Source organism: Ruegeria sp. HKCCD6119 (genome assembly GCF_013110585.1).
In the GTDB taxonomy this organism is placed as follows: domain Bacteria; phylum Pseudomonadota; class Alphaproteobacteria; order Rhodobacterales; family Rhodobacteraceae; genus Ruegeria.
On sequence record NZ_WVQV01000003.1, the window covers coordinates 74,084 to 97,690 of the forward strand.

The window sequence follows — 23,607 nt, forward strand, 5'->3', positions numbered from 1 at the left end:
CCGGACAAGGATAAGTCGGTTTCTCTGGAAAACCCCGATATCCCAAATTCTCCTACCAGTTATCCCCAAGCGGAACGAGGAATACTGTTATTAAACTATTGATTTTAAATGATAGAAATATCCACCAACAGAATCACCTGAAAAATTCCGTGCTCTGTCCACCTGGGGAAAACACTTGTGTAAAAAAGTAATCCACGGATTTTACTCACCCTACAAAACCATCATCCTTTTTCTTTTCTTATTTTTTTATTAGGGAGGGTCCCGAACAACGCCCGGAGCCGAAATGACCGATCTTCTGTTCACTTTGTACCCATGGGTGAAGTCACTCCATATCATGGCGGTGATTTCGTGGATGGCCGGCCTGTTCTACCTGCCCAGGTTGTTCGTCTATCACGTCGAAAAGGCTCAGGCCGTCGAAGGCGCACAGGACATTTTCTTTGAAATGGAAGAAAAGCTGCTGCGTGTGATCATGAGACCCGCGATGATCGTTGCGTGGGTTTGTGGTTTGATCATGGTGTTCACGCCGGGCATCGTGGGATGGGACTGGAGCTGGCCTTGGGTCAAGGGCGCTGCCGTGATCGGCATGACCTGGTTTCATCACTGGCTGATGGCGCGACGCAAGGATTTTCTGGAAGGGCGAAACACGCTCAGTGGGCGGCAGTTTCGCATGATGAACGAGGTCCCGACCGTTTTGATGGTTGCCATCGTTCTGGCGGTTGTTCTGAAGTTCTGAGGGCATGTTTGACTCCGCCCCGCACTGCGCTTATGTAGGGGTCAACACGCCCGTCCGGGCGGCGTATCTTCCATACTGAAATTCCACTTCGTGCCGCGCTGTCAGCGGTGAAGGTATATATCATGACAACCGAATCCCTGAATCTTGCTGACTTGAAAGCCAAAAGCCCCAAAGACCTTCTGGCGATGGCCGAAGAGCTGGAGATTGAAAACGCCTCGACCATGCGCAAGGGCGAGATGATGTTCCAGATCCTGCGTGAACGCGCCGATGAAGGCTGGACCGTTGGTGGCGATGGCGTGCTTGAAGTGCTTCAGGACGGTTTCGGCTTCCTGCGCTCGCCCGAGGCGAACTATCTGCCCGGCCCGGATGACATCTACGTCTCACCCGAGATGATCCGCCAGCACTCATTGCGGACAGGGGATACCGTGGAAGGCGAGATCAAAGCCCCGGATGAGAATGAGCGCTATTTCGCGCTGACAAAGGTGACCAAGATCAACTTCGAAGACCCGGAAAAGGCCAGGCACAAGATCCTGTTCGACAACCTGACGCCGCTTTATCCGGATGAGCGGCTGAAGATGGAGATCGAGGATCCGACCATCAAGGACAAGTCTGCACGAGTGATCGACCTGGTCGCGCCGATCGGCAAGGGCCAGCGGTCGTTGATCGTGGCGCCGCCGCGCACCGGTAAGACGGTGATCCTGCAAAACATCGCGCACTCGATCGAGCGCAACCACCCGGAATGCTACCTGATCGTCCTGCTGATCGACGAACGCCCCGAAGAAGTCACCGACATGCAGCGTTCAGTGAAGGGCGAGGTGGTATCCTCGACCTTTGATGAACCCGCGACGCGCCACGTGGCTGTGTCGGAAATGGTCATCGAAAAAGCCAAGCGTTTGGTCGAACATAAACGAGATGTTGTTATTCTTCTTGATTCGATCACAAGACTTGGTAGGGCCTTTAACACGGTGGTCCCATCCTCGGGTAAAGTTCTGACCGGTGGTGTGGATGCAAACGCCCTGCAACGGCCCAAGCGTTTTTTTGGCGCGGCGCGGAACATTGAAGAGGGTGGTTCGCTGACCATCATCGCAACTGCACTGATTGATACCGGCAGCCGGATGGACGAGGTCATCTTTGAAGAATTCAAAGGTACTGGTAACTCGGAAATCGTTCTGGATCGCAAGATCGCGGACAAGCGAGTGTTCCCGGCCATCGACATCCTCAAATCCGGCACGCGGAAAGAGGATCTTTTGGTCGACAAGGGCGATCTGGCCAAGACCTTCGTTCTGCGGCGTATCCTCAACCCGATGGGCACGACCGACGCAATCGAGTTCTTGTTGTCCAAGTTAAAGCAGACAAAGACAAACAGCGAATTCTTCGATTCCATGAACACCTGACACTGGTCTTTAACTCTAGCGAGGCCTTCGAATGGATACGATATTCGCCTTGGCCAGCGCGCAGGGCAAAGCCGGGGTGGCGGTCATCCGCCTCTCGGGTCCGGACTCTCATTCAGCTGCGGCGCGCCTGACGGGTGGTGCGCTGCCAAAGCGTGGCATGGTCCTGCGCACTCTGACCGATCATGGCGGAGCACGTTTGGACGACGGATTGGTCTTGACCTTCCAGGCCCCGGCCAGTTTTACCGGTGAGGACGTGGCCGAGCTTCAGATTCATGGAAGCACCGCCTCTGTTAACGCCGTTCTGCGTTGCCTGTCGGATACGGACGGATTGCGCATCGCTGAACCGGGTGAGTTCACACGACGGGCGCTGGAAAACGGCAAGATGGACCTGACTCAGGTCGAAGGCCTGGCCGATCTAATCGATGCAGAAACGGAAGCACAACGTAAGCAGGCTCAGACCATTCTGGCGGGCGAGCTGGGCACGTTGGCTGAACGGTGGCGTCGGGATTTGATACGGGCTGCGTCCCTGTTGGAGGCTGTCATCGATTTTGCTGATGAAGAAGTTCCAACCGATGTGACGCCGGAAGTGCGCGAGCTGATCCAAGGCGTCATGTCGGACCTTCATCGCGAAGCAGATGGCGTCAAGATTGCCGAGCGAATTCGTACAGGGTTCGAGGTTGCGATCGTCGGCCTTCCAAATGCGGGAAAATCCACTCTTTTGAATGCTTTGGCAGGCCGTGAGGCGGCCATTACTTCGGAATATGCCGGGACCACGCGCGATGTGATCGAAGTTCGAATGGATCTGGCTGGTTTACCGGTGACCTTGCTGGATACGGCAGGCCTGCGAGAGACCGAAGATCATGTCGAAAACCTGGGTATCGAGCTTGCGCGCAGCAGAGCAGAGGCCGCCGACCTTCGCGTTTTCCTGTCTGAAACACCGAAGGACCTGGGGGTGGAGATGCGGGAAGATGATATACATGTTTTGCCCAAAGCAGATCTTAGAGGGATCGGGGAAAAGGGTGTTTCAGGGAAATCTGGCCAGGGAATAGATGCGTTAGTAGACCAGATATCGTGTGTTTTGCGCCAGCGAACCACTACCCATGGTATTGCAACTCGGGAACGTCACCGCATTGCAATCACCAGAGCATTGGACTCACTCACATCTGCAATCTCGGTTCTGGAATCAGGCCCAGACCTGTATGATATAGTGGCAGAGGAGCTGAGAACCGCCATACGCGCCCTTGAATCCTTGGTGGGCAGAATTGACGTGGAAACTCTGCTGGATGAAATCTTCTCCAGCTTCTGTTTGGGAAAATAAGGAGTGTTTCACGTGAAACATTCGAAGTTTGATGTCATCGTCATCGGCGCAGGTCACGCCGGAACCGAAGCCGCTCATGCATCAGCCAGAATGGGTGCTACAACTGCGCTGGTGACGCTGTCCGCAACGGACATTGGCGTCATGTCCTGCAATCCAGCGATTGGCGGTTTGGGGAAAGGCCATCTTGTGCGTGAGATTGACGCTTTGGATGGCGTCATGGGTCGGGTGGCGGATCAGGCGGGCATTCAGTTTCGATTATTGAACCGTCGAAAGGGGCCCGCCGTTCAGGGGCCGAGAGCGCAGGCGGATCGCGCCCTTTATCGTCTTGCCATGCAACAGGTAACGGAGAAGCAGGATAACCTGTCCGTCGTTGTCGGCGAGGTTGTCGATTTCCTGATGAACGGCGAAAAGGTTGCAGGTGTTGTTCTTTCCGATGGATCAGAACTTTCCGCGCGCGCCGTTATTTTGACGTCCGGTACGTTTCTAAGGGGCGTCATCCATATCGGTGACGTGTCTCGCCCAGGCGGGAGAATGGGGGATCGGCCTTCCATCAAACTGGCTGAGCGGTTGGATAGATACGATCTTCCCATGGGGCGATTGAAAACCGGAACACCACCGCGTCTGGACGGGCGGAGCATTGATTGGTCCGATCTTGAAAGGCAGGACGGCGACGATGAACCAACCCTGTTTTCTTTCATGTCGAAATCCGTTGTCGCGCCCCAGATTTCTTGTGGAATTACGCATACAAATGCGCGAACTCATGAGATCATTGCGTCGAATCTTTCGAAATCTGCCATGTATGGCGGTCACATCGATGGGGTAGGCCCGCGTTACTGCCCTTCGATCGAAGACAAGATCGTACGCTTCGCCGACAAGGAATCGCATCAAATCTTCCTTGAACCCGAAGGGGTCAACGACCACACAATCTATCCGAACGGCATATCGACATCTCTGCCCCAGGATGTTCAGCTGGACTATGTGCGGTCGATCAAAGGCTTGGAAAATGCAGAGATTCTGCAACCGGGATATGCAATCGAATACGACTATGTTGATCCGCGCGTCCTGAGTGCTTCTTTATCCTTGCCGGCTGTTCCCGGACTATATCTAGCGGGCCAGATAAATGGGACCACAGGATATGAGGAAGCTGCGGCTCAGGGCATGGTGGCCGGACTCAACGCGGCGTTAGAGACCCAAGGGCGGGAGCCTATCCATTTTACACGATCCGACAGTTATATTGGCGTAATGATTGACGATTTAACAACTCGAGGAGTTGCCGAACCTTACCGCATGTTCACGTCACGCGCGGAGTTCCGGCTATCTCTGCGTGCCGACAATGCTGATCAACGGCTGACTCCGCTTGGTTTGGAATTGGGGTGCGTCGGAGAAGGGCGCAAGGTTCAGTTCGAAGATAAAATGGACCAACTTGAGAGTGTGAAGTCAAAGCTGACGGAACGCACTTATACGCCCAAGGAAGTTCTCGCTGCCGGTATAAACGTTAATCAGGACGGAAACCGAAGGGATGGGATGGCAATTCTGGCGTTTCCCGATACCTCATTTGAAGATTTGTTGCCTCTCGTTCCTGATCTGCAGGACGTTGACCCAAAGATCAGGCTTCAGATCGAGAGGGACGCCTTGTATGCCAACTACATTGCCAGACAAAAGCGGGATGTCGAAGCAATGAAGCGGGATGAATCCTATGTTATCCCGAATGAGTTCGACTATTTTGCCTTGGACGGCCTGTCTTCGGAGATGAAACAGAAGCTGTCGCAGGCGAAACCCGCCAATATCGCTCAGGCAAGCCGTGTCGAGGGCGTTACTCCGGCAGCGCTGACGCTCGTTCTGGCAAAACTGCGCCGGGATCAAAGGGCTCGTCAGGCATGATGGTTGATTATTCGAAGTTTGAAGACCTGAATGTTTCACGTGAAACATTCGATCGCCTCGTGACCTATGTTGATCTGGTGAAGCGTTGGAATCCTAAGATCAACCTCGTGTCTAAGAACAGTTTGGAGCATATCTGGGATCGGCATATACTTGATTCGGTGCAAGTCTATCGGTGCGCTGACAGGTTTGACACTTGGGCAGACCTGGGAACCGGAGGCGGATTCCCTGGTATGGTCTGCGCCATCATCGCTGCGGAAGAAAACCCAGGCGCTGCATTCAATATGATCGAGAGCGACCAGCGGAAATCAGCTTTCTTGCGCAGTGTTGCCCGGGAATGCGGCATAAAATGCACGGTGATCTCAAAAAGGATTGAATCGGTTGATCCTTTGGCTGCAAGCATAATTTCTGCTCGAGCACTGGCTGACTTGCGCACCCTGTTGTCCTTTTGTGACAGGCATTTACACACCAACGGGACAGCGTTGTTGCCCAAAGGCGCAAATTGGAAAAAAGAGCTGGAAGACGCACGTGAGGAATGGAATTTCGAGGCTGAGGCGATTACAAGTTTAACTGAACCTCAAGCCGTTATCCTTAAGATAAATGGAGTATCACGTGGTTGATTTGTCTCGACCTTCAGGGCCTCGGATAATTGCTGTTGCCAATCAGAAGGGCGGGGTCGGAAAAACAACCACAGCGATCAACCTTGCAGCAGGATTGGCCGAATCCGGGTGTCGGGTGCTGGTGGTTGACCTTGACCCGCAGGGGAACGCTTCGACAGGTTTGGGTGTCGAAGATCGAGACTGGACAACTTATGATTTGATCCTCGACGACGCGCCATTGGAAGCCGTCGTTCAGGAGACTGAAATCGAAGGTCTTTTCGTTGTTCCGGCGACCGTTGATCTGAGTTCCGCCGATATTGAACTGATCTCCAACGAAAAACGCAGCTATCTTTTGCATGATGCTTTGAGGCAGCCAGCCATAGATGCGTTTGAACTGGATTTCGTGCTTATTGACTGCCCGCCATCCTTAAACTTGTTGACCGTGAATGCAATGGTTGCTTCGCATTCGGTGCTTGTTCCGCTGCAGAGCGAGTTCTTTGCTCTTGAAGGGCTTTCACAGCTGATGCTGACGATTCGAGAGGTCCGCCAAACGGCGAATCCAGATCTGAGAATCGAAGGTATTGTGTTGACCATGTATGACAACCGCAACAACTTGTCCCGTCAGGTTGAAAAGGACGCGCGTGACAATCTGGGTGAGATGGTCTTTAAAACGAAGATACCCAGAAATGTGCGGGTCAGCGAAGCGCCGTCATATGCGCTGCCTGTTTTGCAATATGACTCGGGATCGCTTGGGGCCATGGCCTATCGGCATCTTGCTCGTGAGATCTTGCACAAGAACAATAAGACCGCTGCCTGAGCGGGAACGAGGAGGGCGACATGAGCGCCAAGAAAGCAAAGTCCAGAGGTTTGGGGCGGGGGTTGTCTGCCCTTATGGCGGATGTGAATCCTGAATCAGAAGGCCGGATTTCAACGGATGCACGCAGACCGGATCTGAAAGTCCCGATTGAAAAGCTGAAAGCCAACCCCAACCAGCCGCGCCGGACATTCATGCCCGAGCAGTTGGACGAGCTGGCAGCGTCGGTTAAGGAAAAAGGTATTATTCAGCCGTTGATCGTTCGCTCGACGGGGTCCGATGAATACGAAATCGTCGCGGGGGAACGCCGTTGGCGCGCGGCACAGATGGCGCAGCTGCATGATATCCCGGTGATTGTGCGTGAATTCGATGATACGGAAGTGTTGGAAGTTGCGATTATCGAAAACATCCAACGCGCGGATCTGAACGCGGTGGAAGAGGCCGCCGGCTACAAGCAGTTGATGGACCGGTTTGGTCACACACAGGAAAAGCTCGCCGAGGCCCTGGGTAAAAGCCGCAGCCACATCGCAAATCTTTTGCGGCTTCTGTCCTTGCCGTTGGATGTTCAAACCCTTGTTATTGAAGGAAAATTATCTGCGGGCCACGCCAGGGCGCTGATTACGGCGGAAAATCCGTCGGAACTTGCGAAACAGATCGTCAAGGATGGCTTGTCGGTGCGCGCAACCGAGGCTCTGGTCAAAAAACAGCAGCAAGGCACTGCCGAGCGTTCTGCGCCGCGCTCCAGAAATCTGGATGCTGGAAAGGATGCAGACACACGTGCGTTGGAAAAAGACCTGTCCGCGATCCTGGCGATGAAAGTTTCAATCAATCACAAGGCCGGAACGGAAACGGGACAAGTTGTTCTGACCTACGAAAACCTGGATCAGCTGGACGACTTGTGCGCCAAGCTCAGCCGTTAGGCCGTGACCAGATAAAGATCATGACACCGCCCAGCACAACCGCCTGAATGATCAACACGAAAAGCGGTGCTGACAACAAAACAGAGAGTCCAAAAACGGCGGCGATCGAGACGGTTGCCGCCTTTTTTGCGGCTGGTCGAATGGCACCGGAACTTTGCCAATCAAGAATCAGTGGCCCAAAAAGGTTATGGGTCACAAGCCAATTGTGCAGCCGCGAGGATGAGCGGGCGAAGAAAAACGCGGCAAGCAGAAGAAAAGGCACCGTTGGAAGAAGGGGCAGAACAACCCCAACAGCCGCCATGGCAACACATAGCAATCCCAGTCCGGCCCAAAGATACTGCATGCTCAGTCCAACAGCTCCCGGATGACTGCGTTCAATACGGCGCGACCGTCTGATGTGGCGATGAGGCGCCCGTTGCTGCGCTGTACCATGTTGATGTCGGTCAGATGATCTATGGCTTCAGAAGGAAGAGAGCGGCCAGACAAGGCTTGCCACCTGTCCATATCTAGTCCCTCAGAAATTCTCATACCCATCATAAGGTATTCATTTGCCTGATCTTCAAGGGGCAATGCGCTGCGGTTCTTTTCACCATTGCCTTGATTCGCGGCATCAAGCCAACGCTGGGGGTTCAGATAGGTTTCGGTCGCGTATTTCCGACCATTCAGGGTAATCCTCCCATGGGCGCCGGGGCCGATTCCCACATAGTCGCCATACCGCCAGTAAATCAGGTTGTGCTGCGATTCTGCGCCCGGTCGGGCATGGTTCGAAACTTCATAGGCCGGCAAGCCATGTGCTTCGCAGATTTCCTGTGTGGCCAGATACATGTCGGCGGCACTGTCATCTTCGGGCAAGCCGCGTAACTTACCGACGGCGTATCGATCGCCAAAGGCCGTCCCGTCTTCGATCGTCAATTGATAGAGCGACAGGTGGTCGATGGCCATCGATAGCGCTTGGGTCAGTTCCTCTTGCCAGGCGTCCAGTGTCTGGTGTTGGCGCGCATAGATCAGGTCAAAGCTGACCCGGTTGAAACAGTTGCGGGCGATGTCAAAGGCGGCGCGGGCCTCTGCCGCGGTGTGGATGCGACCCAGCCGCCTCAGGTCTTCGTCATTCATTGCCTGAATGCCCATCGAAACCCGGTTCACGCCCGCATCGCGATAGGCGGCGAACCGCCCGGCCTCGACCGAACCGGGATTGGCCTCGAGCGTGATTTCCATGTCATTGGCGGGCCGCCACAGGGCGCGGGCGGTGTCGATCACGGCGGCCACGGTCTCGGGCGCCATCAGTGACGGGGTGCCGCCGCCAAAGAAGATCGTGTTCAGAACCCGGTCGGGCGTTTCGGCAGCAGATCGCTTGAGTTCGGACAGGTATGCTCTAAGCCATTGTTTTTGGTCGATATTTTTTGAAACGTGGCTATTGAAGTCGCAATAGGGGCATTTGGCCTCGCAAAAGGGCCAATGCACATACAGGCCAAAGCCCCCGTTGCGCCAATCATCCGCCAAAGCAGCCTTTCACGAACATTTCCACCGCGCGACCGCGATGGCTGATCTTGTTCTTTTCCCAGCGATCCATCTCAGCAAAGGTAATGTCGTAGCCGTCGGGGACAAACATCGGGTCATAGCCGAACCCATCCTTGCCGCGGATCGGCCAGACCAGATGACCGGGCGCGACGCCTTCGAACACTTCGTCGTGCCCGTCGGGCCAGGCCAGAACCAGAGTGCAGCGGAATTGGGCCGTGCGAGGGTGCGGCGCGTTTTTTGCTTCGAGCTCATCATGGGCGCGAGTCATGGCCATCAGAAAATCGCGGCCATTTCCGGTTTCGGCCCAGTCGGCCGTGTATACACCCGGCGCGCCGTTCAGCGCGTCGATCGTGATACCGGAATCGTCCGACAGGGCGGGAAGTCCGGTGGCCTGTGCGGCGGCGTGGGCCTTGATCCGGGCGTTGCCGACAAATGTGTCTTCAGTCTCTTCCGGCTCAGGCAGGTCCATCTCGGCGGCGCCCACGACCGTCACGCCAAAGGGCTCGAGCAGATGGGTCATCTCCTCAAGCTTGCCTTTGTTGTGGGTGGCGACCAGCAATCTGTCGCCGTCGAACTTGCGGGTCATGCGGTGGCGGCCTTTTGCGCGGCCGCCAGTTCGGAAACGCCTTTTTCCGCCAGATCCATCAGTTGATCCATTTGGGTGCGGCTGAAGACCGAGCCTTCGGCGCTCATCTGCACTTCGATCAGTTTGCCGGATCCGGTCATGATGAAGTTGCCGTCGACGCCGGCTTCGCTGTCTTCCGGGTAATCCAGATCCAGAACCGGTTGACCGGCGTAAATTCCGCAGGACACAGCTGCTACAGGGTCCACTAGGGGGTCCGAGATTACATCGCCCGCTTTCATCAGCTTGTTCACCGCCAGACGCAGCGCAACCCAACCGCCGGTGATCGAGGCGCAGCGAGTGCCGCCATCGGCCTGAATCACATCGCAGTCCACGGTGATCTGACGTTCGCCCAATGCAACTCGATCCACACCGGCGCGCAGGGCGCGGCCGATCAGGCGTTGGATTTCGACCGTGCGGCCCCCTTGTTTGCCCGCGGCCGCCTCGCGCCGCATCCGCGTATTGGTGGCACGGGGTAGCATGCCGTATTCGGCTGTGACCCATCCCAGGCCCGAGCCCTTGATAAACGGCGGCACGCGATCTTCGATCGTAGCGGTGCACAGAACATGGGTGTCGCCCATTTTGATCAGGCAGGAACCTTCGGCATGTTTCGTGACTCCCGTCTCGATTGAAACGGCGCGCATTTCACTTAAATCTCTTCCAGAGGGTCGCATCGGAATTCCTTTGTTTGCTGGGTTGGGGATAACGCCCCGCAGCGTTACGATGCAACCCCGATTGACCTTTCATTTGCCTGCTATTTAATGACGAACGAGCAGGGGAACACGGATGAGCGAAGCGAGCAAGATTCTGGACGAGATGAACGACCGGTCACGCGAAGTGTTCCGGCTGATTGTCGAGAGCTATCTGGAAAGCGGAGAGCCCGTCGGCAGCCGTACTTTGACGCGTACGTTGTCAGAAAAAGTCAGCGCTGCAACTGTCCGCAATGTGATGCAGGATCTGGAGTTTCTGGGCCTTCTGGATAGCCCCCATGTCAGCGCGGGCCGAATCCCGACGCAGCAAGGCCTGCGAATGTTTGTAGACGGATTGCTTGAGGTTGGCGACCTGGGTGCCGATGACCGGCAGAAACTGGAGCAGACATTAGGCTCTAACACGGGTGATGTTGGTGGAATGCTGGACCGTGTCGGCTCTGCCTTGTCAAACGTGACACAAGGGGCCTCGCTGGTTCTGACGCCCAAGCATGAATCGGAAATCAAACATATCGAATTTGTTTCTCTGGGCCATGATCGGGCTTTGGTGGTTTTGGTTTTCTCGGACGGACATGTGGAAAACCGGCTGTTCACGCCGCCGCCTGGGCAAACACCCAGTTCCATGCGCGAGGCCGCGAACTTCCTGAACGCACTTATCGAGGGACGGACACTCAGCGAAGTGCGGCGGCAAATGCAGACGCAGATCGATGCGCGCAAGCAGGAAATCGACACTCTGGCCCGTGAGATGGTCGAAAGCGGAATGGCCGTTTGGGACGGAGACGGAAGCGACTCGGCCCGTTTGATCGTGCGCGGGCGCGCGAATCTTTTGAACGAACCCGGTCAGGCCGAGGAACTTGACCGCATCCGCACCCTGTTCGATGACCTTGAGCGCAAGCGAGACATCGCCGAATTCCTTGAATTGACCGAGGAAGGCGAGGGTGTGCGCATTTTTATCGGGTCTGAGAACAAACTTTTCTCACTTTCGGGTTCCTCTTTGGTGGTGTCTCCTTATATGAACGCTGATCGAAAGATAATCGGTGCGGTGGGGGTCATCGGACCCACACGTCTGAATTATGGGCGGATCGTACCGATCGTGGATTATACGGCGCAACTGGTCGGCAAGCTGATATCCGACCGGAGCTAGAGGGTAAAAGATGGCAGAGCCGAAGAATGAAGATTTTCTGGACGATATCGCAACCGCCGAGGCCGAAGAGCTGGCCGAAGAGCTGATGGATATCAGCGAAGAAGAACTGGAACTGGACGCGCTGCGGGCCGAACGGGATGACTATAAAGACAAGTTCATGCGCGCGCTGGCGGATGCCGAAAACATGCGCAAGCGCAGCGACAAGGCGCGCCGAGATGCGGAACAGTATGGCGGATCCAAGCTGGCCCGCGATATGCTGCCCGTCTATGACAACATGAAGCGCGCCCTGGAAGCTGCGACGGATGAGCAGAAAGAAGTGGCTGCTGGTCTGCTGGAAGGCGTCGAATTGACCATGCGCGCTTTGAAGGACGTGTTCCAGAAGCACGGAATCGAAGTGATCACACCCGAAGTGGGCGACCGGTTTGATCCGAACGTGCATGAGGCCATGTTCGAGGCGCCTGTCCCCGGAACCAAGGCAGGAGACATCATTCAGGTGTCCGCCGAAGGGTTCATGTTGCACGATCGTCTGCTGCGCCCGGCACAGGTGGGCGTGTCGTCAACCCCGGCAAGCTGAAACGCGCCCAAGGGCGCGTGCCTTCGGCGAGAGTATTTGGGAAAAGATGAAGGGGCGGTCAGGATCTGGCCGCCTCTTTCAGTTTGTAGATCAGATCGAGGGCTTCGCGCGGGGTCAGTTCGTCCGGCAGGATCTGGTCCAGCATATCGGTGACTGGCGACGCTTTCGGGACCGGCTGCGGCGGGGGCGGTGCGGCGGAAAACAGCGGCAGATCGTCGATCAGCGCCTTCTGCTTGCCGCCCTCGCGTTCCGTTTTCTCCAACTGGTCCAGAACCACGCGGGCGCGTTCGACCACGGATGCGGGAAGCCCGGCCAATTGCGCGACCTGCACGCCATAGGAGCGGTCGGCGGCGCCCTTGTGGACCTCGTGCAGGAATATCACCTCGCCGTCCCATTCCTTGACCGCGACGGTGGCGTTTTCGACGCCTTCCAGTTTACCGGCCAGCGCGGTCAGCTCGTGGTAATGCGTGGCGAAAAGCGCGCGGCAGCGGTTGGCAGCGTGCAGATGTTCCAGCGTGGCCCAGGCGATGGACAGGCCGTCATAGGTGGCGGTGCCACGCCCGATTTCGTCCAGGATCACCAGCGCCCGGTCATCAGCCTGGTTGAGGATGGCGGCGGTTTCCACCATCTCGACCATGAAGGTCGACCGGCCCCGCGCCAGATCGTCGGACGCGCCCACGCGGCTGAAAAGCTGGCTGACCACGCCGATATGCGCCTGCTCGGCCGGGACGTAGCTGCCCATCTGGGCCAACAGGGCGATCAGCGCATTCTGGCGCAGAAAGGTCGACTTACCGGCCATGTTCGGACCGGTAAGTAACCAGATGGCGGCGCCGTCCTCGGCGCTGAGGTCGCAGTCATTGGCGATGAAGGCATCGCCCGATTGCTGGCGCAGCGCGTGCTCGACCACAGGGTGGCGGCCCGCGACGATGTCGAAGGCGCGCGATCCGTCCACCTGCGGGCGGCACCAGTTCTCGCCCCGCGCCAGATCGGCCAGCGCGGTGGTTAGGTCCAGCTCGGCCAGCCCGCGCGCGGCCTGATTGACGCGGGCAGCCTGCGCCAAAATCTTGTCAGAAAGCCTTTGATAGAGCCGCTTTTCGATCTCCAATGCCAAATTGCCGGCGTTCAGGATGCGGGTTTCGATCTCGCTGAGTTCAACCGTGGTGAACCGCACCTGGTTGGCGGTGGTCTGACGATGGATATAGGTCTCGGAAAATGGCGGGTTCAGCATCTTCTCGGCATGGGTGGCCGTGGTTTCGATGAAATAGCCCAGCACGTTGTTGTGCTTGATCTTCAACGAGGCGATGCCGGTATGTTCGGCATATTTCCGCTGAAACCCGGCAATGACCGAGCGGCCTTCGTCCCGCAGGGTGCGGGCCTCGTCCAGTTCGGGGTCGAAACCCGGCGCGATGAAGCCGCCATCGCGCGCCAGCAGCGGCGGGTCGGCGACCAGCGCCTGATCCAGCAGGTCGAGCAGATCGTCAAAGCCCACAAGGTTCTGCACCGCAGTCGCCAGCAGCACCGGCAGGTCCTGACCTTCGCAGATTTCGGAAATTGCCTGCGCCTGCGCCAGCCCGTTGCGGATGGCGGCCAAGTCGCGCGGGCCGCCTCGGTCCAGCGACAGGCGCGACAGGGCGCGGTCCAGATCGGGAGTTTTGCGCAGAGCCTCGCGCAGGTCCGATGCGATCAGGCTGTCTTCAGCGGCAAAACTGACCGCGTCCAACCGTCCGTGAATAACATCGAGGGTACGCGAAGGGCTGGACAGGCGCTGCTCCAGCAACCGTGCGCCGCCGGGCGTGACCGTACGATCCACCACGGATAACAGCGATCCGGCGCGCCCGCCGGACAGGGATCGAGTCAGTTCCAGATTGCGACGCGTGGCGGCGTCGATTTGAACAACACGGTCCTCGGATTCCTTGAGTGGTGTTTGCAGCAGGGGCAGTTTGCCTTTTTGAGTAATCTCCAAATAGTCAATCAAGGCACCCATCGCCGATACTTCTGCGCGCCCGAAGGACCCGAACGCGTCCAGAGCATTCACATGAAACAATCCGCAGATGCGTTTTTCCGCCGCAGTGCTGTCGAAGCTGGCTCGTCCAATTGGTGTCAGCGAAATTCCCAGATCTCGTACCGTTTCCTGCAAAGGCTGTTCCATTCCGTCGGCCACGATCAGCTCGGATGGGGCCAGCCGGGCCAGCTCGGGGCTCAGCCGGACCGAGGTCAATGGCATCACGTGAAACGCCCCGGTTGAGATATCTGCCCAAGCCAGCGCGGCCTCGTCGCGCACCTCGGAATAGGTAGCCAGAAAATTGTGACGGCGGGCTTCCAGCAGGGCATCCTCGGTCAGCGTACCGGGTGTCACCAGTCGCACGACATCGCGCTTTACGACTGATTTAGAGCCTCTTTTCTTCGCTTCAGCGGGGCTTTCCATCTGTTCGCAGACAGCGACGCGGAACCCTTTGCGTATCAGTGTCAGCAAATACCCTTCGGCGGCGTGAACCGGCACGCCACACATTGGAATGTCAGTTCCGTTGTGTTTGCCGCGTTTGGTCAGGGCGATGTCCAGCGCCTCGGCGGCGTTCACGGCATCCTCAAAGAACATCTCGTAGAAATCGCCCATGCGATAGAACAGCAGGGCATCCGCGTGGGCCTCTTTGATTTCCAGGTATTGCGCCATCATCGGCGTGACGTTGGACAAGGCTGCTCCCCTCTGGCGTATTCCGGCGCGACCTTACAAACCCGGCCCCTGCGACGAAAGGTGAAAACGTATTGTCGTTGAGACGCGCCTTTGCCTGCGCTATGAGGCAAAAGCCCAACAGATGTAAAGAAACGACATATCCGATGCCCAAAGCGAAGATCACCAAAGAAGAGGCGCTGGCCTTTCACCTCGACCCGACCCCCGGCAAGTGGGAGGTGCAGGCCACCGTCCCGATGACCACGCAGCGGGATCTGTCATTGGCCTACAGCCCCGGTGTGGCTGTCCCATGTGAAGCCATCGCCGAGGCGCCGGAAACCGCGTATGACTATACCAACAAGGGCAATCTGGTCGCTGTGATCTCGAACGGGACGGCGGTGCTGGGTCTTGGCAACCTTGGTGCACTGGGCTCGAAACCGGTGATGGAGGGGAAATCCGTTTTGTTCAAACGGTTCGCCGACGTGAACTCGATCGATATCGAGCTGGACACCGAAGACCCGGATGAGTTCTGCCGCGCGGTTCGACTGATGGGGCCGACCTTCGGCGGCATCAACCTGGAAGACATCAAGGCGCCCGAATGTTTTATCATCGAACAGCGCCTGAAGGAAGAGATGGACATCCCGGTCTTCCATGATGACCAGCATGGAACAGCGGTGATCTGCGCGGCGGGTCTGCTGAACGCTCTGCATATCTCGGGCAAGAAGATCGAGGATGTGAAGATCGTTTTGAACGGGGCCGGGGCGGCAGGAATCGCCTGTATCGAATTGCTCAAGGCGATGGGCGCCCGCCATGAAAACTGCATCGTCTGCGACACCAAGGGCGTGATCTATCAGGGCCGGACTGAGGGCATGAACCAGTGGAAGTCGGCGCATGCGATCACAACCGACCTGCGCACATTGGAAGACGCGATGAAGGGCGCGGATGTGTTCCTGGGCGTATCGGTCAAGGGCGCGGTCACGCAGGAGATGGTCGCAAGCATGGCTGACAATCCTGTCATCTTTGCGATGGCCAATCCCGATCCGGAAATCACCCCGGAAGAAGCGCACGAGGTCCGTGTGGACGCCATCGTGGCGACCGGGCGCAGCGACTATCCAAACCAGGTGAATAATGTTCTGGGCTTCCCCTACCTGTTCCGCGGTGCGTTGGACATTCATGCCCGCGCCATCAATGATGAGATGAAGATCGCCTGTGCCCACGCACTTGCAAATCTGGCGCGCGAGGATGTGCCGGATGAGGTCGCCATGGCCTATGGCAAGTCGCTGACCTTTGGGCGGGACTATATCATCCCCACGCCGTTTGACCCGCGCCTGATCCACCGTATCCCGCCCGCTGTTGCCAGGGCGGGGATGGACACCGGTGCCGCGCGCCGTCCGATCATCGACATGGACGCGTATGAGCTGAGTCTGAAATCCCGGATGGACCCGACCGCCAGCATCCTGCGCGGGCTGAACGCCCGGGCGCGACAGGCGCAAAGCCGCATGATTTTTGCTGAGGGCGATGATCCCCGCGTGCTGCGTGCAGCGGTCATGTATCAGCGGTCTGGTTTCGGCAAGGCGCTTGTGGTTGGTCGGCCAGAGGATGTTAAGACCAAACTGGAAGCCACGGGCCTGGGCGACGCTGTGCGTGAAATCGAGGTCGTGAATGCGGCCAACACCGCGCATCTCGAGACCTATTCGAATTTCCTTTATGAGCGTTTGCAGCGTAAGGGCTTCGACCGTAAAGATATTCACCGTCTGGCCGCACGGGACCGGCACGTGTTTTCCTCGCTGATGCTGGCCCATGGGCATGGTGATGGTCTGGTCACCGGCGCAACCCGCAAGTCCGCGCATGTGCTCGACCGGATCAACCATGTGTTTGATGCCGATGCCGCCAACGGTGCCGCCGGTGTGACAGCTTTGCTGCATAAAGGTCGGATTGTCCTGATTGGCGACACTTTGGTACATGAATGGCCCGACGAAAACGATCTGGCGAATATTGCCGAACGTTCGGCCGCAGTTGCCCGGCATATGGGGCTGGAGCCGCGCGTGGCTTTTGTCAGCTTCTCAACCTTTGGCTATCCGGTGTCAGAACGTGCTGAAAAGATGCACCGCGCCCCGGCTGTTCTGGATCAGCGCGGCGTCGACTTTGAATACGAGGGTGAAATGACGGTGGATGTCGCCCTGAACGTCGAACAGCAAGCGGCCTATCCGTTCTCGCGTCTGACCGGTCCGGCGAATATCCTGATCGTTCCCGCACGGCACTCGGCCAGCATCTCGACCAAGCTGATGCAGGAAATGGGCGGTGCCACCGTGATCGGGCCGATCCTGTCGGGCGTCGACAAGCCGATTCAGATTTGCTCGACCGTCTCGACCGCGAACGATATTCTGAACATGGCCATTCTGGCCTCGTGCGACATCGGGTAACCCATGACAATCTGGAACCTCGGCTCGATCAACGCGGATATGGTCTATGACTTGCCGCATCTGCCTGCGCCAGGGGAAACTCTGGCCGCCCACGGGCTGGACCGGTTTCTTGGCGGGAAAGGTGCCAATATGTCAGTGGCGGCTGCGCGGGCCGGATCACGCGTCAGCCATATCGGTGCCGTCGGGCATGATGGGCGCTGGGCGAAGGATCGACTGACGGAATATGGTGTGGACACACGCTATATCTCTGAGGTGGATCTGCCGACCGGGCACGCGATCATTGCGGTGGACGCCGAGGGTGAGAACCTGATCATCCTCTATCCGGGGGCCAACCATGCTTTGGATATCAGCCATCTGGGGCAGGCGCTGTCATCGGCAAGCACCGGTGATCTGCTGATCTTGCAGAATGAAACCAACGCACAGGTCGAAGCTGCGCAATTCGGGCGCAAACTTGGATTGACCGTGTGTTATGCCGCTGCACCGTTTCAGGCACAGGCGGTTCAGGCGGTTCTGCCCTATCTGGATTTCCTGATCCTGAACGAGATCGAGGCCGAACAATTGCGGCAGGAAACCGGGATGGGTGCGGCTGACCTGCCCGTGCGGCATGTCATTGTCACGCTGGGCTCAAAAGGTGCCCGGTATTTGCAGCAGGGCAATGACCCGGTGGAATTTTCGGCCCACAAGGTGCAGGCCGTGGATACCACCGGGGCAGGTGATACTTTTACCGGCTACGTGCTGGCTGGAATGGATCGGGGAATGCCGATGGAACAGGCCATTCTGCAAGCGAACCGCGCCGCTGCCCTGATGGTCACGCGGCACGGGACTGCGGATGTCATTCCCGATCTGAAAGAAGTGCGCGACGCGTCCTTCGATTAAGAGCCGGCGAAAGGCGCATCTGAACCCCAAAGCTGTTTGACACGCGCGTCACGGCCACAGGCTTTGCGATATGCTTTATAGGCGTTTTGCTGACGTTTCGGCCCAAAGCGGGTAAAGATCAGCTTGTTCCCTTTGTAGTAATCCTGATGATAGGCCTCGGCAGGGTAAAACGTGCCCGCGTTCAGGATCGGGGTGACCACCTTTTGGCCCAATGCCCGCTCTGCGTCTTTCTTCGCCTGTTCCGCCAACGCCTTTTCGCCCGGGTTAGAGACGAAAATTGCGGTTCGATAGCTGTCGCCCCGGTCGCAGAACTGACCACCGGCATCCGTTGGGTCAACCGAGCGGAAGAACATGTTCAGCAGCGTTTCACGTGACACCCGGGCCGGATCGAAAGTGATCTGAACCGCTTCATAATGGCCAGTGCCACCTTTGGAGACCTGATCATAGGTGGGGTTGGCCGAATTGCCGCCGGTATAGCCCGACACAGCCCCGACAACGCCCGGTACCGATTCAAAATCGGACTCAACACACCAGAAACAGCCCCCTGCAACTGTCAGCGTTTCGGCCCCTGCCGCGGGGGCGGGCAGAGCGCGCAACATTGCAGCCAACGTGATCAGGGTGAAAAGAATGGCCGGTTTGAAGGCTTCCAGAAAAGCAGTTCGTGACATGTCGGGTCTCCTTTCGGCACCAAGGTGACCCGAACCCGAATGACATTCAATTGCCTGACATCTGATGTCACGGTCTGGTGAGGCAAGTTTATCGGCGGCGGATGTCAGTGGAACAGCTTGCGCAGGCCGTCTTGGCGGAGGGACAGGGCGCCCCGGCGAGGTGGAATTCCGCGGTGAACCTGCCTTCGGCTTAACCCAGCAGCTGCCCCAGTTTCATCGCAACGCCCATATTGCCCGAGATTTTGAGCTTGCCCAAAGCGACACCTGTCATCGGGTTCAGTTTTCCGGTCAGAAGCTTGATCAGGTTGTCCTGCGAGATGCGGATCGTGCAATCCGTTTCCTGGTCTCGTGTCGATGCCTGACTGTCGGCCAGAACAATCACGCCGTCCTCGCCACAATCGAATTTCAATGAGCCGTCAAAGGTTTTGCCGTTCAGGCCTTTTTGAATTTCGTCGGCGATATGCTGAAGCATCCGGGTTCCTTTCGCAGTTTCCGAATGCGTAAAACGTCAGGTATCGAACAGGCAAGGCTGACCCGACTGGAACTTCCGATCACGATGCGCCAAGGCTCTGAACGGTTCGCGCGCACGGCTCGCCATCGTAGAAAGCGTCAAGAACGGCCTGGAACTCGGCCGGAGCATCTACCACCGAGGAAAACAATGTCATCGAAGAGCGAAGCTTTTTCGCGTCAACCCCGCCCAGAATGTCGCTGGCGTCGCGCCCCTGATGCAGCAACATCAACGAGGCCGCTTGCGTCAGACGGTGGCGCAGTACCGGGTGGTTCAGATAGCGCTTGGCTTCATCCAGATCTTCGATGCCGTAAAGCTGCGCCATATGCGATTGGCCCAGCTCGGCCAGTTGCGGAAAAACGAACCACATCCAATGGCTGGTCTTCTGCCCCCGTTCCAGTTCGCGCAGGACATCGGCCCAGACCGTATCCTGCGCTTCGATGAACATTTCCAGTTCGTCGTTCAGACCGTCATCTTCGGTCACTTGGACAACCGCTTGTCGCGCGCGGCCAGCAGTTTCAACCGCAGCGCGTTCAGTTGGATGAAGCCCGCGGCGTCTTTCTGATCATAGGCACCCGCGTCTTCTTCGAAGGTCACATGCGCCTCGGAATACAGCGAGTGATCCGACCAGCGGCCCACGGTCGAGGCCAGACCCTTGTACAGCTTCACGCGGACGGTGCCGGTGACGTGTTCCTGGCTCTTGTCGATGGCGGCTTGCAGCATTTCACGTTCAGGCGAGTACCAGAAGCCGTTGTAGATCAGTTCCGCATATTGCGGCATCAACTGATCCTTCAGATGCATCGCGCCCCGGTCCATGGTGATGGATTCGATGCCGCGATGCGCCTCAAGCAGGATGGTGCCGCCGGGTGTTTCATAGATGCCGCGCGACTTCATGCCAACAAAGCGACCTTCAACAAGGTCCAGTCGGCCAATGCCGTGCTTGCCGCCATATTCGTTCAGCTTGGTCAGGATGGTCGCGGGGCTCATCGCCTCGCCATTGATACTGACCGCGTCGCCTTTTTCAAAGCCGATCTCGATGAATTCCGGCTGATCGGGCGCGTCCTCGGGGTGGACGGTGCGCTGATAGACATAGTCGGGCGCCATATCGGCTGGGTCTTCCAGAACCTTTCCTTCGGACGAGGTGTGCAGCAGGTTGGCATCGACCGAGAAGGGGGCCTCGCCGCGCTTGTCCTTGGCGATCGGGATCTGGTTCTGTTCCGCAAATTCCAGCAACTTGGTGCGGCTGGTCAGGTCCCACTCGCGCCACGGCGCGATCACTTTGATATCGGGGTTCAGCGCATAGGCCGCCAGTTCGAACCGTACCTGGTCATTGCCCTTGCCGGTGGCACCGTGGGCGACCGCATCGGCACCCGTCGCTTCGGCGATCTCAACCAGACGCTTCGAGATCAGCGGCCGCGCGATGGACGTGCCCAGCAGGTACAGACCTTCGTACTGCGCATTGGCGCGGAACATCGGGAAGACGAAGTCGCGCACGAATTCCTCGCGGATATCCTCGATATAGATGTTCTCGGGCTTGATCCCGAGCAGCTCGGCCTTTTTGCGAGCGGGCTCCAGCTCTTCGCCCTGACCCAGATCGGCGGTGAAGGTGACGACCTCACAGCCATATTCGGTCTGCAACCATTTCAGGATGATCGAGGTATCAAGGCCACCGGAATAGGCCAGAACAACTTTCTTGGGCGCGGACATCTGACTTCCCCTTATGCGTAAGACGATTGGCCCCTAGCGGGTTTTCGACGTGGGGGCAAGTTGTGAGGATTGACGCAGTACCTGAATTGAGGTGAAACGGGTGCAGAGAATAACAAGCATTGGTTGAAGGGGCGGTTTCAAATGTTGGGATGGCAAATATTTGTGCATTCGGTGCGGATGGTATTTGGAAACATCAAGCAGGTGCTGCAGATTACGGTTGGCCCTGCCCTGATTGCGACAATCATCATCGTGGGCGTGTTCATGGCGCTTGGTATTCCGCTTGAGGCGCTGGATGAAAACGCAGTCGATCTGCCACCGGGTGTAACCGCAGGTTCAGCCTTTGTTTTTGTGGTCGTTTTGCTGGCGGTAATGTTCGTCACCATGTTCTGGATCGCGGTGTCATGGCACCGCTTCATCCTGATGGAAGAGTACCCCACGGGAATACTTCCGACATTCCGTTTCGACAGGATTCTTGCCTATTTCGGTCGCTTCCTGATGTTGGGGATTTTGATGGTGATCGCTTATATCCCCATGGGTCTGGTCGCTGTTGCATTAGGCGAAGGTTTTGCAGGGCTTTCGATCATTCTGATGATTGCATACTCCGTTTTTCTGGTCGTATGCTTCTATCGCCTGTCAATTATTCTGCCCGCGGCGGCGATAGGAAATCCCATATCGCTCGGTGAGGCATGGAACAACACATCCGGGGTCAGTGGTGCAATCTTGTTGCTGCTCCTCGTTGCATTCCTGTTCCAGGTGTTGGTGCAGCTGGCTTTCGCCGCCTTGGCAATAATACCGGTGCTGGGCGTTTTACTGACCGTGTTCTTCGGCACGCTCATCCTTCCGATGATCAACGTCAGTATCTTTACCACAATGTACGGCGTCTTCATCGAAAAGCGCGAACTGTCCTGAGCGGCGTACACATATGTATTCCTTGCCCTTATCGCGATGATGGGGCAGGGAAACGGGCATGACTGATTTCATGACCCGCGCCCGCGCAGCCGAACAGGCGATGCGCTCTGTGTTTCCGGCGACGCCATTGCAGCGGAATGCCCATCTGTCTGACCGCTACGGCGCCGATATCTGGCTCAAGCGTGAGGACCTCAGCCCGGTGCGGTCTTACAAGATCCGTGGTGCGTTCAATGCCATGCGCAAGCAGCAGGGGCAGGACCTGTTTGTCTGTGCCAGTGCTGGCAACCACGCGCAGGGCGTGGCGTTCATGTGTAAGCATCTGGACGTGCGCGGCGTGATCTTCATGCCGGTAACGACGCCGCAGCAGAAAATTCAAAAGACCCGCATTTTCGGCGGCGACAATATCGAGATCCATCTGACCGGCGACTATTTCGATGATACTCTGGCGGCCGCTCAAGCCTGGTGCACGCAACAGGGCGGATATTTCCTGTCTCCTTTTGACGACGCTGATGTCATCGAAGGCCAGGCCTCACTGGCGGTCGAGATCGAAGAGCAATTGGGCGGTGTGCCGGATCATATCGTTCTGCCGGTTGGCGGCGGTGGCATGTCCTCTGGCGTGGCCACATGGTTCGGGGATCGCAGCCATTGTCTGTTTGTCGAACCGGCCGGAGGTGCCTGTTTGCGCGCTGCTTTGGCTGCAGGGCACCCTGTTTCGCTGGATCATGTGGATACCTTTGTCGATGGCGCTGCGGTCGGCCGAATTGGCGAGAAACCGTTCGAATTGTTGAAATCACGCCATCTGTCGGATGTGCTGGTTCTGTCCGAGGACCGAATCTGCACCACCATGATCGAGATGCTGAATGTCGAAGGCATTGTTCTGGAGCCCGCCGGCGCGCTGGCGATCGAAGCGGTGGGCGATATTCAAAGCTTTGTACGGGGCAAGACCGTGGTCTGCGTGACATCCGGAGGCAATTTCGATTTCGAACGCCTGCCCGAGGTCAAAGAACGCGCCCAACGCTATTCCGGGGTGAAGAAGTATTTCATCCTGCGCCTGCCGCAGCGCCCCGGCGCGTTGAAGGAGTTTCTGGGTATTCTCGGCCCCGAGGACGATATCGCCCGCTTTGAATACATGAAAAAATCGGCGCGCAATTTCGGTTCGGTTTTGATCGGGATTGAAACCCGCAGGCCTGAAAACTTCATGCGTCTGTTCGCGCATCTGGATGAGGCAGGGTTCACCTACACGGATATAACCGAAGACGAAACGCTGGCGCAGTTCGTGATTTAATCCAGATTCTGGCGCAGCTCAGCCTCGAATTTCTGTTTCGAGCTGTCAAATACGGCCAGAATAGCGGGCAGATCGACATCCTCGCCCTGACCCGCGGCCGCCTGCCGTTCGCCGTCCTGACAGAGTTTCGAGAACTGGTCGAATCCAAGACTGAGCGCGCTGCCCTTCAGGAAATGCAGGTTCTGTTCCAGCTCGGACCGGCTTGTATCCTGATGCAGGCGGGCGATGACCTCCTGCACTTCCTCCAGAAAGATGTCGACCACCTCATCAAACTCATCCGGGCCAACCTCGTCCCGCAATTGTCGGACTCTGCCCCAGTGGATCATACTGCGTCACCTGCCG

The 23,607-nt window shown here is 57.3% G+C and carries 23 protein-coding genes; 13 read left to right on the forward strand and 10 right to left on the reverse strand.

The genetic code is table 11. From position 1 onward, the window contains the following. The first annotated feature begins 283 nt into the window (after positions 1 to 283). From GS611_RS10330 to GS611_RS10360, 7 genes are all read left to right on the forward strand, one after another. Entirely contained in the window at positions 284 to 733 is a 450-nt protein-coding gene (locus tag GS611_RS10330) for a CopD family protein (RefSeq protein WP_171171524.1), read from the forward strand. A gap of 122 nt (positions 734 to 855) precedes the next feature. After that, on the forward strand, positions 856 to 2,127 hold the full coding sequence (gene rho, locus GS611_RS10335; RefSeq protein WP_171635359.1) for a transcription termination factor Rho: 1,272 nt from the start codon (positions 856 to 858) through the stop codon (positions 2,125 to 2,127). A gap of 31 nt (positions 2,128 to 2,158) precedes the next feature. Continuing rightward, entirely contained in the window at positions 2,159 to 3,445 is a 1,287-nt protein-coding gene (gene mnmE / locus GS611_RS10340) for a tRNA uridine-5-carboxymethylaminomethyl(34) synthesis GTPase MnmE (protein ID WP_171635360.1), read from the forward strand. Positions 3,446 to 3,457: 12 nt separating this feature from the next. Beyond that, positions 3,458 to 5,326: a tRNA uridine-5-carboxymethylaminomethyl(34) synthesis enzyme MnmG gene (gene mnmG, locus GS611_RS10345; protein WP_171635361.1), complete on the forward strand. Its 1,869-nt coding sequence runs from the start codon at positions 3,458 to 3,460 to the stop codon at positions 5,324 to 5,326. Beyond that, complete coding sequence (rsmG, locus tag GS611_RS10350) at positions 5,326 to 5,943, forward strand: 16S rRNA (guanine(527)-N(7))-methyltransferase RsmG (RefSeq protein WP_371732249.1); 618 nt, start codon at positions 5,326 to 5,328, stop codon at positions 5,941 to 5,943. Before mnmG ends, rsmG begins: the two co-directional genes overlap by 1 nt. Continuing rightward, a complete protein-coding gene (locus GS611_RS10355; protein ID WP_152459610.1) occupies positions 5,936 to 6,739 on the forward strand; it encodes a ParA family protein in 804 nt (267 codons plus the stop codon). The genes rsmG and GS611_RS10355 overlap by 8 nt, the downstream gene beginning before the upstream one ends. A 20-nt stretch (positions 6,740 to 6,759) precedes the next feature. After that, positions 6,760 to 7,656: a ParB/RepB/Spo0J family partition protein gene (locus GS611_RS10360; RefSeq protein WP_171635364.1), complete on the forward strand. Its 897-nt coding sequence runs from the start codon at positions 6,760 to 6,762 to the stop codon at positions 7,654 to 7,656. Here GS611_RS10360 and GS611_RS10365 read toward each other — a convergent pair. The 4 genes from GS611_RS10365 to rph are packed head-to-tail and all read right to left on the reverse strand — an operon-like array spanning position 7,646 to position 10,470. After that, positions 7,646 to 7,999: a YbaN family protein gene (locus tag GS611_RS10365; protein ID WP_152459608.1), complete on the reverse strand. Its 354-nt coding sequence runs from the start codon at positions 7,997 to 7,999 to the stop codon at positions 7,646 to 7,648. The genes GS611_RS10360 and GS611_RS10365 overlap by 11 nt on opposite strands. A gap of 2 nt (positions 8,000 to 8,001) precedes the next feature. Next, positions 8,002 to 9,156, reverse strand: coding sequence for a radical SAM family heme chaperone HemW (gene hemW, locus GS611_RS10370; RefSeq protein WP_171635365.1), 1,155 nt, complete (start codon positions 9,154 to 9,156; stop codon positions 8,002 to 8,004). Beyond that, positions 9,146 to 9,760 carry an RdgB/HAM1 family non-canonical purine NTP pyrophosphatase gene (gene rdgB / locus GS611_RS10375; protein ID WP_171635366.1) on the reverse strand — a complete coding sequence of 205 codons (615 nt, stop codon included), beginning with the start codon at positions 9,758 to 9,760 and terminating at the stop codon, positions 9,146 to 9,148. Before rdgB ends, hemW begins: the two co-directional genes overlap by 11 nt. Continuing rightward, on the reverse strand, positions 9,757 to 10,470 hold the full coding sequence (rph, locus tag GS611_RS10380) for a ribonuclease PH (RefSeq protein WP_171635367.1): 714 nt from the start codon (positions 10,468 to 10,470) through the stop codon (positions 9,757 to 9,759). Before rph ends, rdgB begins: the two co-directional genes overlap by 4 nt. 112 nt (positions 10,471 to 10,582) lie before the next feature. Here rph and hrcA point away from each other — a divergent pair, with 112 nt between their 5' ends. Both hrcA and GS611_RS10390 read left to right on the forward strand, forming a co-directional pair. Next, positions 10,583 to 11,647: a heat-inducible transcriptional repressor HrcA gene (gene hrcA / locus GS611_RS10385; protein ID WP_152459604.1), complete on the forward strand. Its 1,065-nt coding sequence runs from the start codon at positions 10,583 to 10,585 to the stop codon at positions 11,645 to 11,647. A gap of 10 nt (positions 11,648 to 11,657) precedes the next feature. Continuing rightward, on the forward strand, positions 11,658 to 12,221 hold the full coding sequence (locus tag GS611_RS10390; RefSeq protein WP_171116719.1) for a nucleotide exchange factor GrpE: 564 nt from the start codon (positions 11,658 to 11,660) through the stop codon (positions 12,219 to 12,221). 58 nt (positions 12,222 to 12,279) lie between these two features. Here the strand turns inward: GS611_RS10390 and mutS are convergent, their stop codons facing one another. Further along, entirely contained in the window at positions 12,280 to 14,895 is a 2,616-nt protein-coding gene (gene mutS / locus GS611_RS10395) for a DNA mismatch repair protein MutS (RefSeq protein ID WP_171635780.1), read from the reverse strand. A 161-nt stretch (positions 14,896 to 15,056) separates the two neighbouring features. Between mutS and GS611_RS10400 the strand changes: the two genes are divergently transcribed. Together GS611_RS10400 and GS611_RS10405 are read left to right on the forward strand one after the other, a co-directional pair. After that, positions 15,057 to 17,312: an NADP-dependent malic enzyme gene (locus tag GS611_RS10400; protein ID WP_171635369.1), complete on the forward strand. Its 2,256-nt coding sequence runs from the start codon at positions 15,057 to 15,059 to the stop codon at positions 17,310 to 17,312. Positions 17,313 to 17,315: 3 nt separating this feature from the next. Beyond that, positions 17,316 to 18,188 carry a ribokinase gene (locus GS611_RS10405; protein ID WP_171635370.1) on the forward strand — a complete coding sequence of 291 codons (873 nt, stop codon included), beginning with the start codon at positions 17,316 to 17,318 and terminating at the stop codon, positions 18,186 to 18,188. Here the strand turns inward: GS611_RS10405 and msrA are convergent. The 4 genes from msrA to GS611_RS10425 form a co-directional block, all read right to left on the reverse strand. Then, entirely contained in the window at positions 18,185 to 18,787 is a 603-nt protein-coding gene (gene msrA, locus GS611_RS10410; RefSeq protein ID WP_371732250.1) for a peptide-methionine (S)-S-oxide reductase MsrA, read from the reverse strand. The genes GS611_RS10405 and msrA overlap by 4 nt on opposite strands. A 259-nt stretch (positions 18,788 to 19,046) precedes the next feature. Further along, positions 19,047 to 19,328: an SCP2 sterol-binding domain-containing protein gene (locus tag GS611_RS10415; RefSeq protein ID WP_171635375.1), complete on the reverse strand. Its 282-nt coding sequence runs from the start codon at positions 19,326 to 19,328 to the stop codon at positions 19,047 to 19,049. A gap of 79 nt (positions 19,329 to 19,407) precedes the next feature. Continuing rightward, a complete protein-coding gene (locus GS611_RS10420) occupies positions 19,408 to 19,812 on the reverse strand; it encodes a DUF1810 domain-containing protein (RefSeq protein ID WP_171635781.1) in 405 nt (134 codons plus the stop codon). A gap of 32 nt (positions 19,813 to 19,844) precedes the next feature. Further along, positions 19,845 to 21,071 carry an argininosuccinate synthase gene (locus tag GS611_RS10425; protein ID WP_152459598.1) on the reverse strand — a complete coding sequence of 409 codons (1,227 nt, stop codon included), beginning with the start codon at positions 21,069 to 21,071 and terminating at the stop codon, positions 19,845 to 19,847. A gap of 141 nt (positions 21,072 to 21,212) precedes the next feature. Between GS611_RS10425 and GS611_RS10430 the strand changes: the two genes are divergently transcribed. Both GS611_RS10430 and ilvA read left to right on the forward strand, forming a co-directional pair. Continuing rightward, entirely contained in the window at positions 21,213 to 21,980 is a 768-nt protein-coding gene (locus GS611_RS10430) for a hypothetical protein (RefSeq protein ID WP_171635377.1), read from the forward strand. A 58-nt stretch (positions 21,981 to 22,038) separates the two neighbouring features. Continuing rightward, a complete protein-coding gene (ilvA, locus tag GS611_RS10435; protein ID WP_171635380.1) occupies positions 22,039 to 23,265 on the forward strand; it encodes a threonine ammonia-lyase IlvA in 1,227 nt (408 codons plus the stop codon). Here ilvA and GS611_RS10440 read toward each other — a convergent pair. Then, positions 23,262 to 23,591 carry an Hpt domain-containing protein gene (locus tag GS611_RS10440; RefSeq protein ID WP_170345824.1) on the reverse strand — a complete coding sequence of 110 codons (330 nt, stop codon included), beginning with the start codon at positions 23,589 to 23,591 and terminating at the stop codon, positions 23,262 to 23,264. The two genes, ilvA and GS611_RS10440, sit on opposite strands and share 4 nt — an antisense overlap. Between the last annotated feature and the right edge of the window lie 16 nt (positions 23,592 to 23,607).

Bases quoted from the DNA above. Each gene is read 5' to 3' on its own strand.
- GS611_RS10415 (WP_171635375.1), bottom strand. From the start codon at position 19,328: ATGCTTCAGCATATCGCCGACGAAATTCAAAAAGGCCTGAACGGCAAA.
- mnmE (WP_171635360.1), top strand. From the start codon at position 2,159: ATGGATACGATATTCGCCTTGGCCAGCGCGCAGGGCAAAGCCGGGGTG.
- GS611_RS10440 (WP_170345824.1), bottom strand. From the start codon at position 23,591: ATGATCCACTGGGGCAGAGTCCGACAATTGCGGGACGAGGTTGGCCCG.
- rho (WP_171635359.1), top strand. From the start codon at position 856: ATGACAACCGAATCCCTGAATCTTGCTGACTTGAAAGCCAAAAGCCCC.
- msrA (WP_371732250.1), bottom strand. From the start codon at position 18,787: ATGTTGCGCGCTCTGCCCGCCCCCGCGGCAGGGGCCGAAACGCTGACA.
- GS611_RS10360 (WP_171635364.1), top strand. From the start codon at position 6,760: ATGAGCGCCAAGAAAGCAAAGTCCAGAGGTTTGGGGCGGGGGTTGTCT.
- rsmG (WP_371732249.1), top strand. From the start codon at position 5,326: ATGGTTGATTATTCGAAGTTTGAAGACCTGAATGTTTCACGTGAAACA.
- GS611_RS10330 (WP_171171524.1), top strand. From the start codon at position 284: ATGACCGATCTTCTGTTCACTTTGTACCCATGGGTGAAGTCACTCCAT.
- GS611_RS10430 (WP_171635377.1), top strand. From the start codon at position 21,213: ATGTTGGGATGGCAAATATTTGTGCATTCGGTGCGGATGGTATTTGGA.
- GS611_RS10405 (WP_171635370.1), top strand. From the start codon at position 17,316: ATGACAATCTGGAACCTCGGCTCGATCAACGCGGATATGGTCTATGAC.
- rdgB (WP_171635366.1), bottom strand. From the start codon at position 9,760: ATGACCCGCAAGTTCGACGGCGACAGATTGCTGGTCGCCACCCACAAC.
- GS611_RS10420 (WP_171635781.1), bottom strand. From the start codon at position 19,812: ATGTTCATCGAAGCGCAGGATACGGTCTGGGCCGATGTCCTGCGCGAA.
- GS611_RS10390 (WP_171116719.1), top strand. From the start codon at position 11,658: ATGGCAGAGCCGAAGAATGAAGATTTTCTGGACGATATCGCAACCGCC.
- GS611_RS10400 (WP_171635369.1), top strand. From the start codon at position 15,057: ATGCCCAAAGCGAAGATCACCAAAGAAGAGGCGCTGGCCTTTCACCTC.
- rph (WP_171635367.1), bottom strand. From the start codon at position 10,470: ATGCGACCCTCTGGAAGAGATTTAAGTGAAATGCGCGCCGTTTCAATC.
- hrcA (WP_152459604.1), top strand. From the start codon at position 10,583: ATGAGCGAAGCGAGCAAGATTCTGGACGAGATGAACGACCGGTCACGC.
- mutS (WP_171635780.1), bottom strand. From the start codon at position 14,895: ATGATGGCGCAATACCTGGAAATCAAAGAGGCCCACGCGGATGCCCTG.
- GS611_RS10425 (WP_152459598.1), bottom strand. From the start codon at position 21,071: ATGTCCGCGCCCAAGAAAGTTGTTCTGGCCTATTCCGGTGGCCTTGAT.
- ilvA (WP_171635380.1), top strand. From the start codon at position 22,039: ATGACTGATTTCATGACCCGCGCCCGCGCAGCCGAACAGGCGATGCGC.
- GS611_RS10365 (WP_152459608.1), bottom strand. From the start codon at position 7,999: ATGCAGTATCTTTGGGCCGGACTGGGATTGCTATGTGTTGCCATGGCG.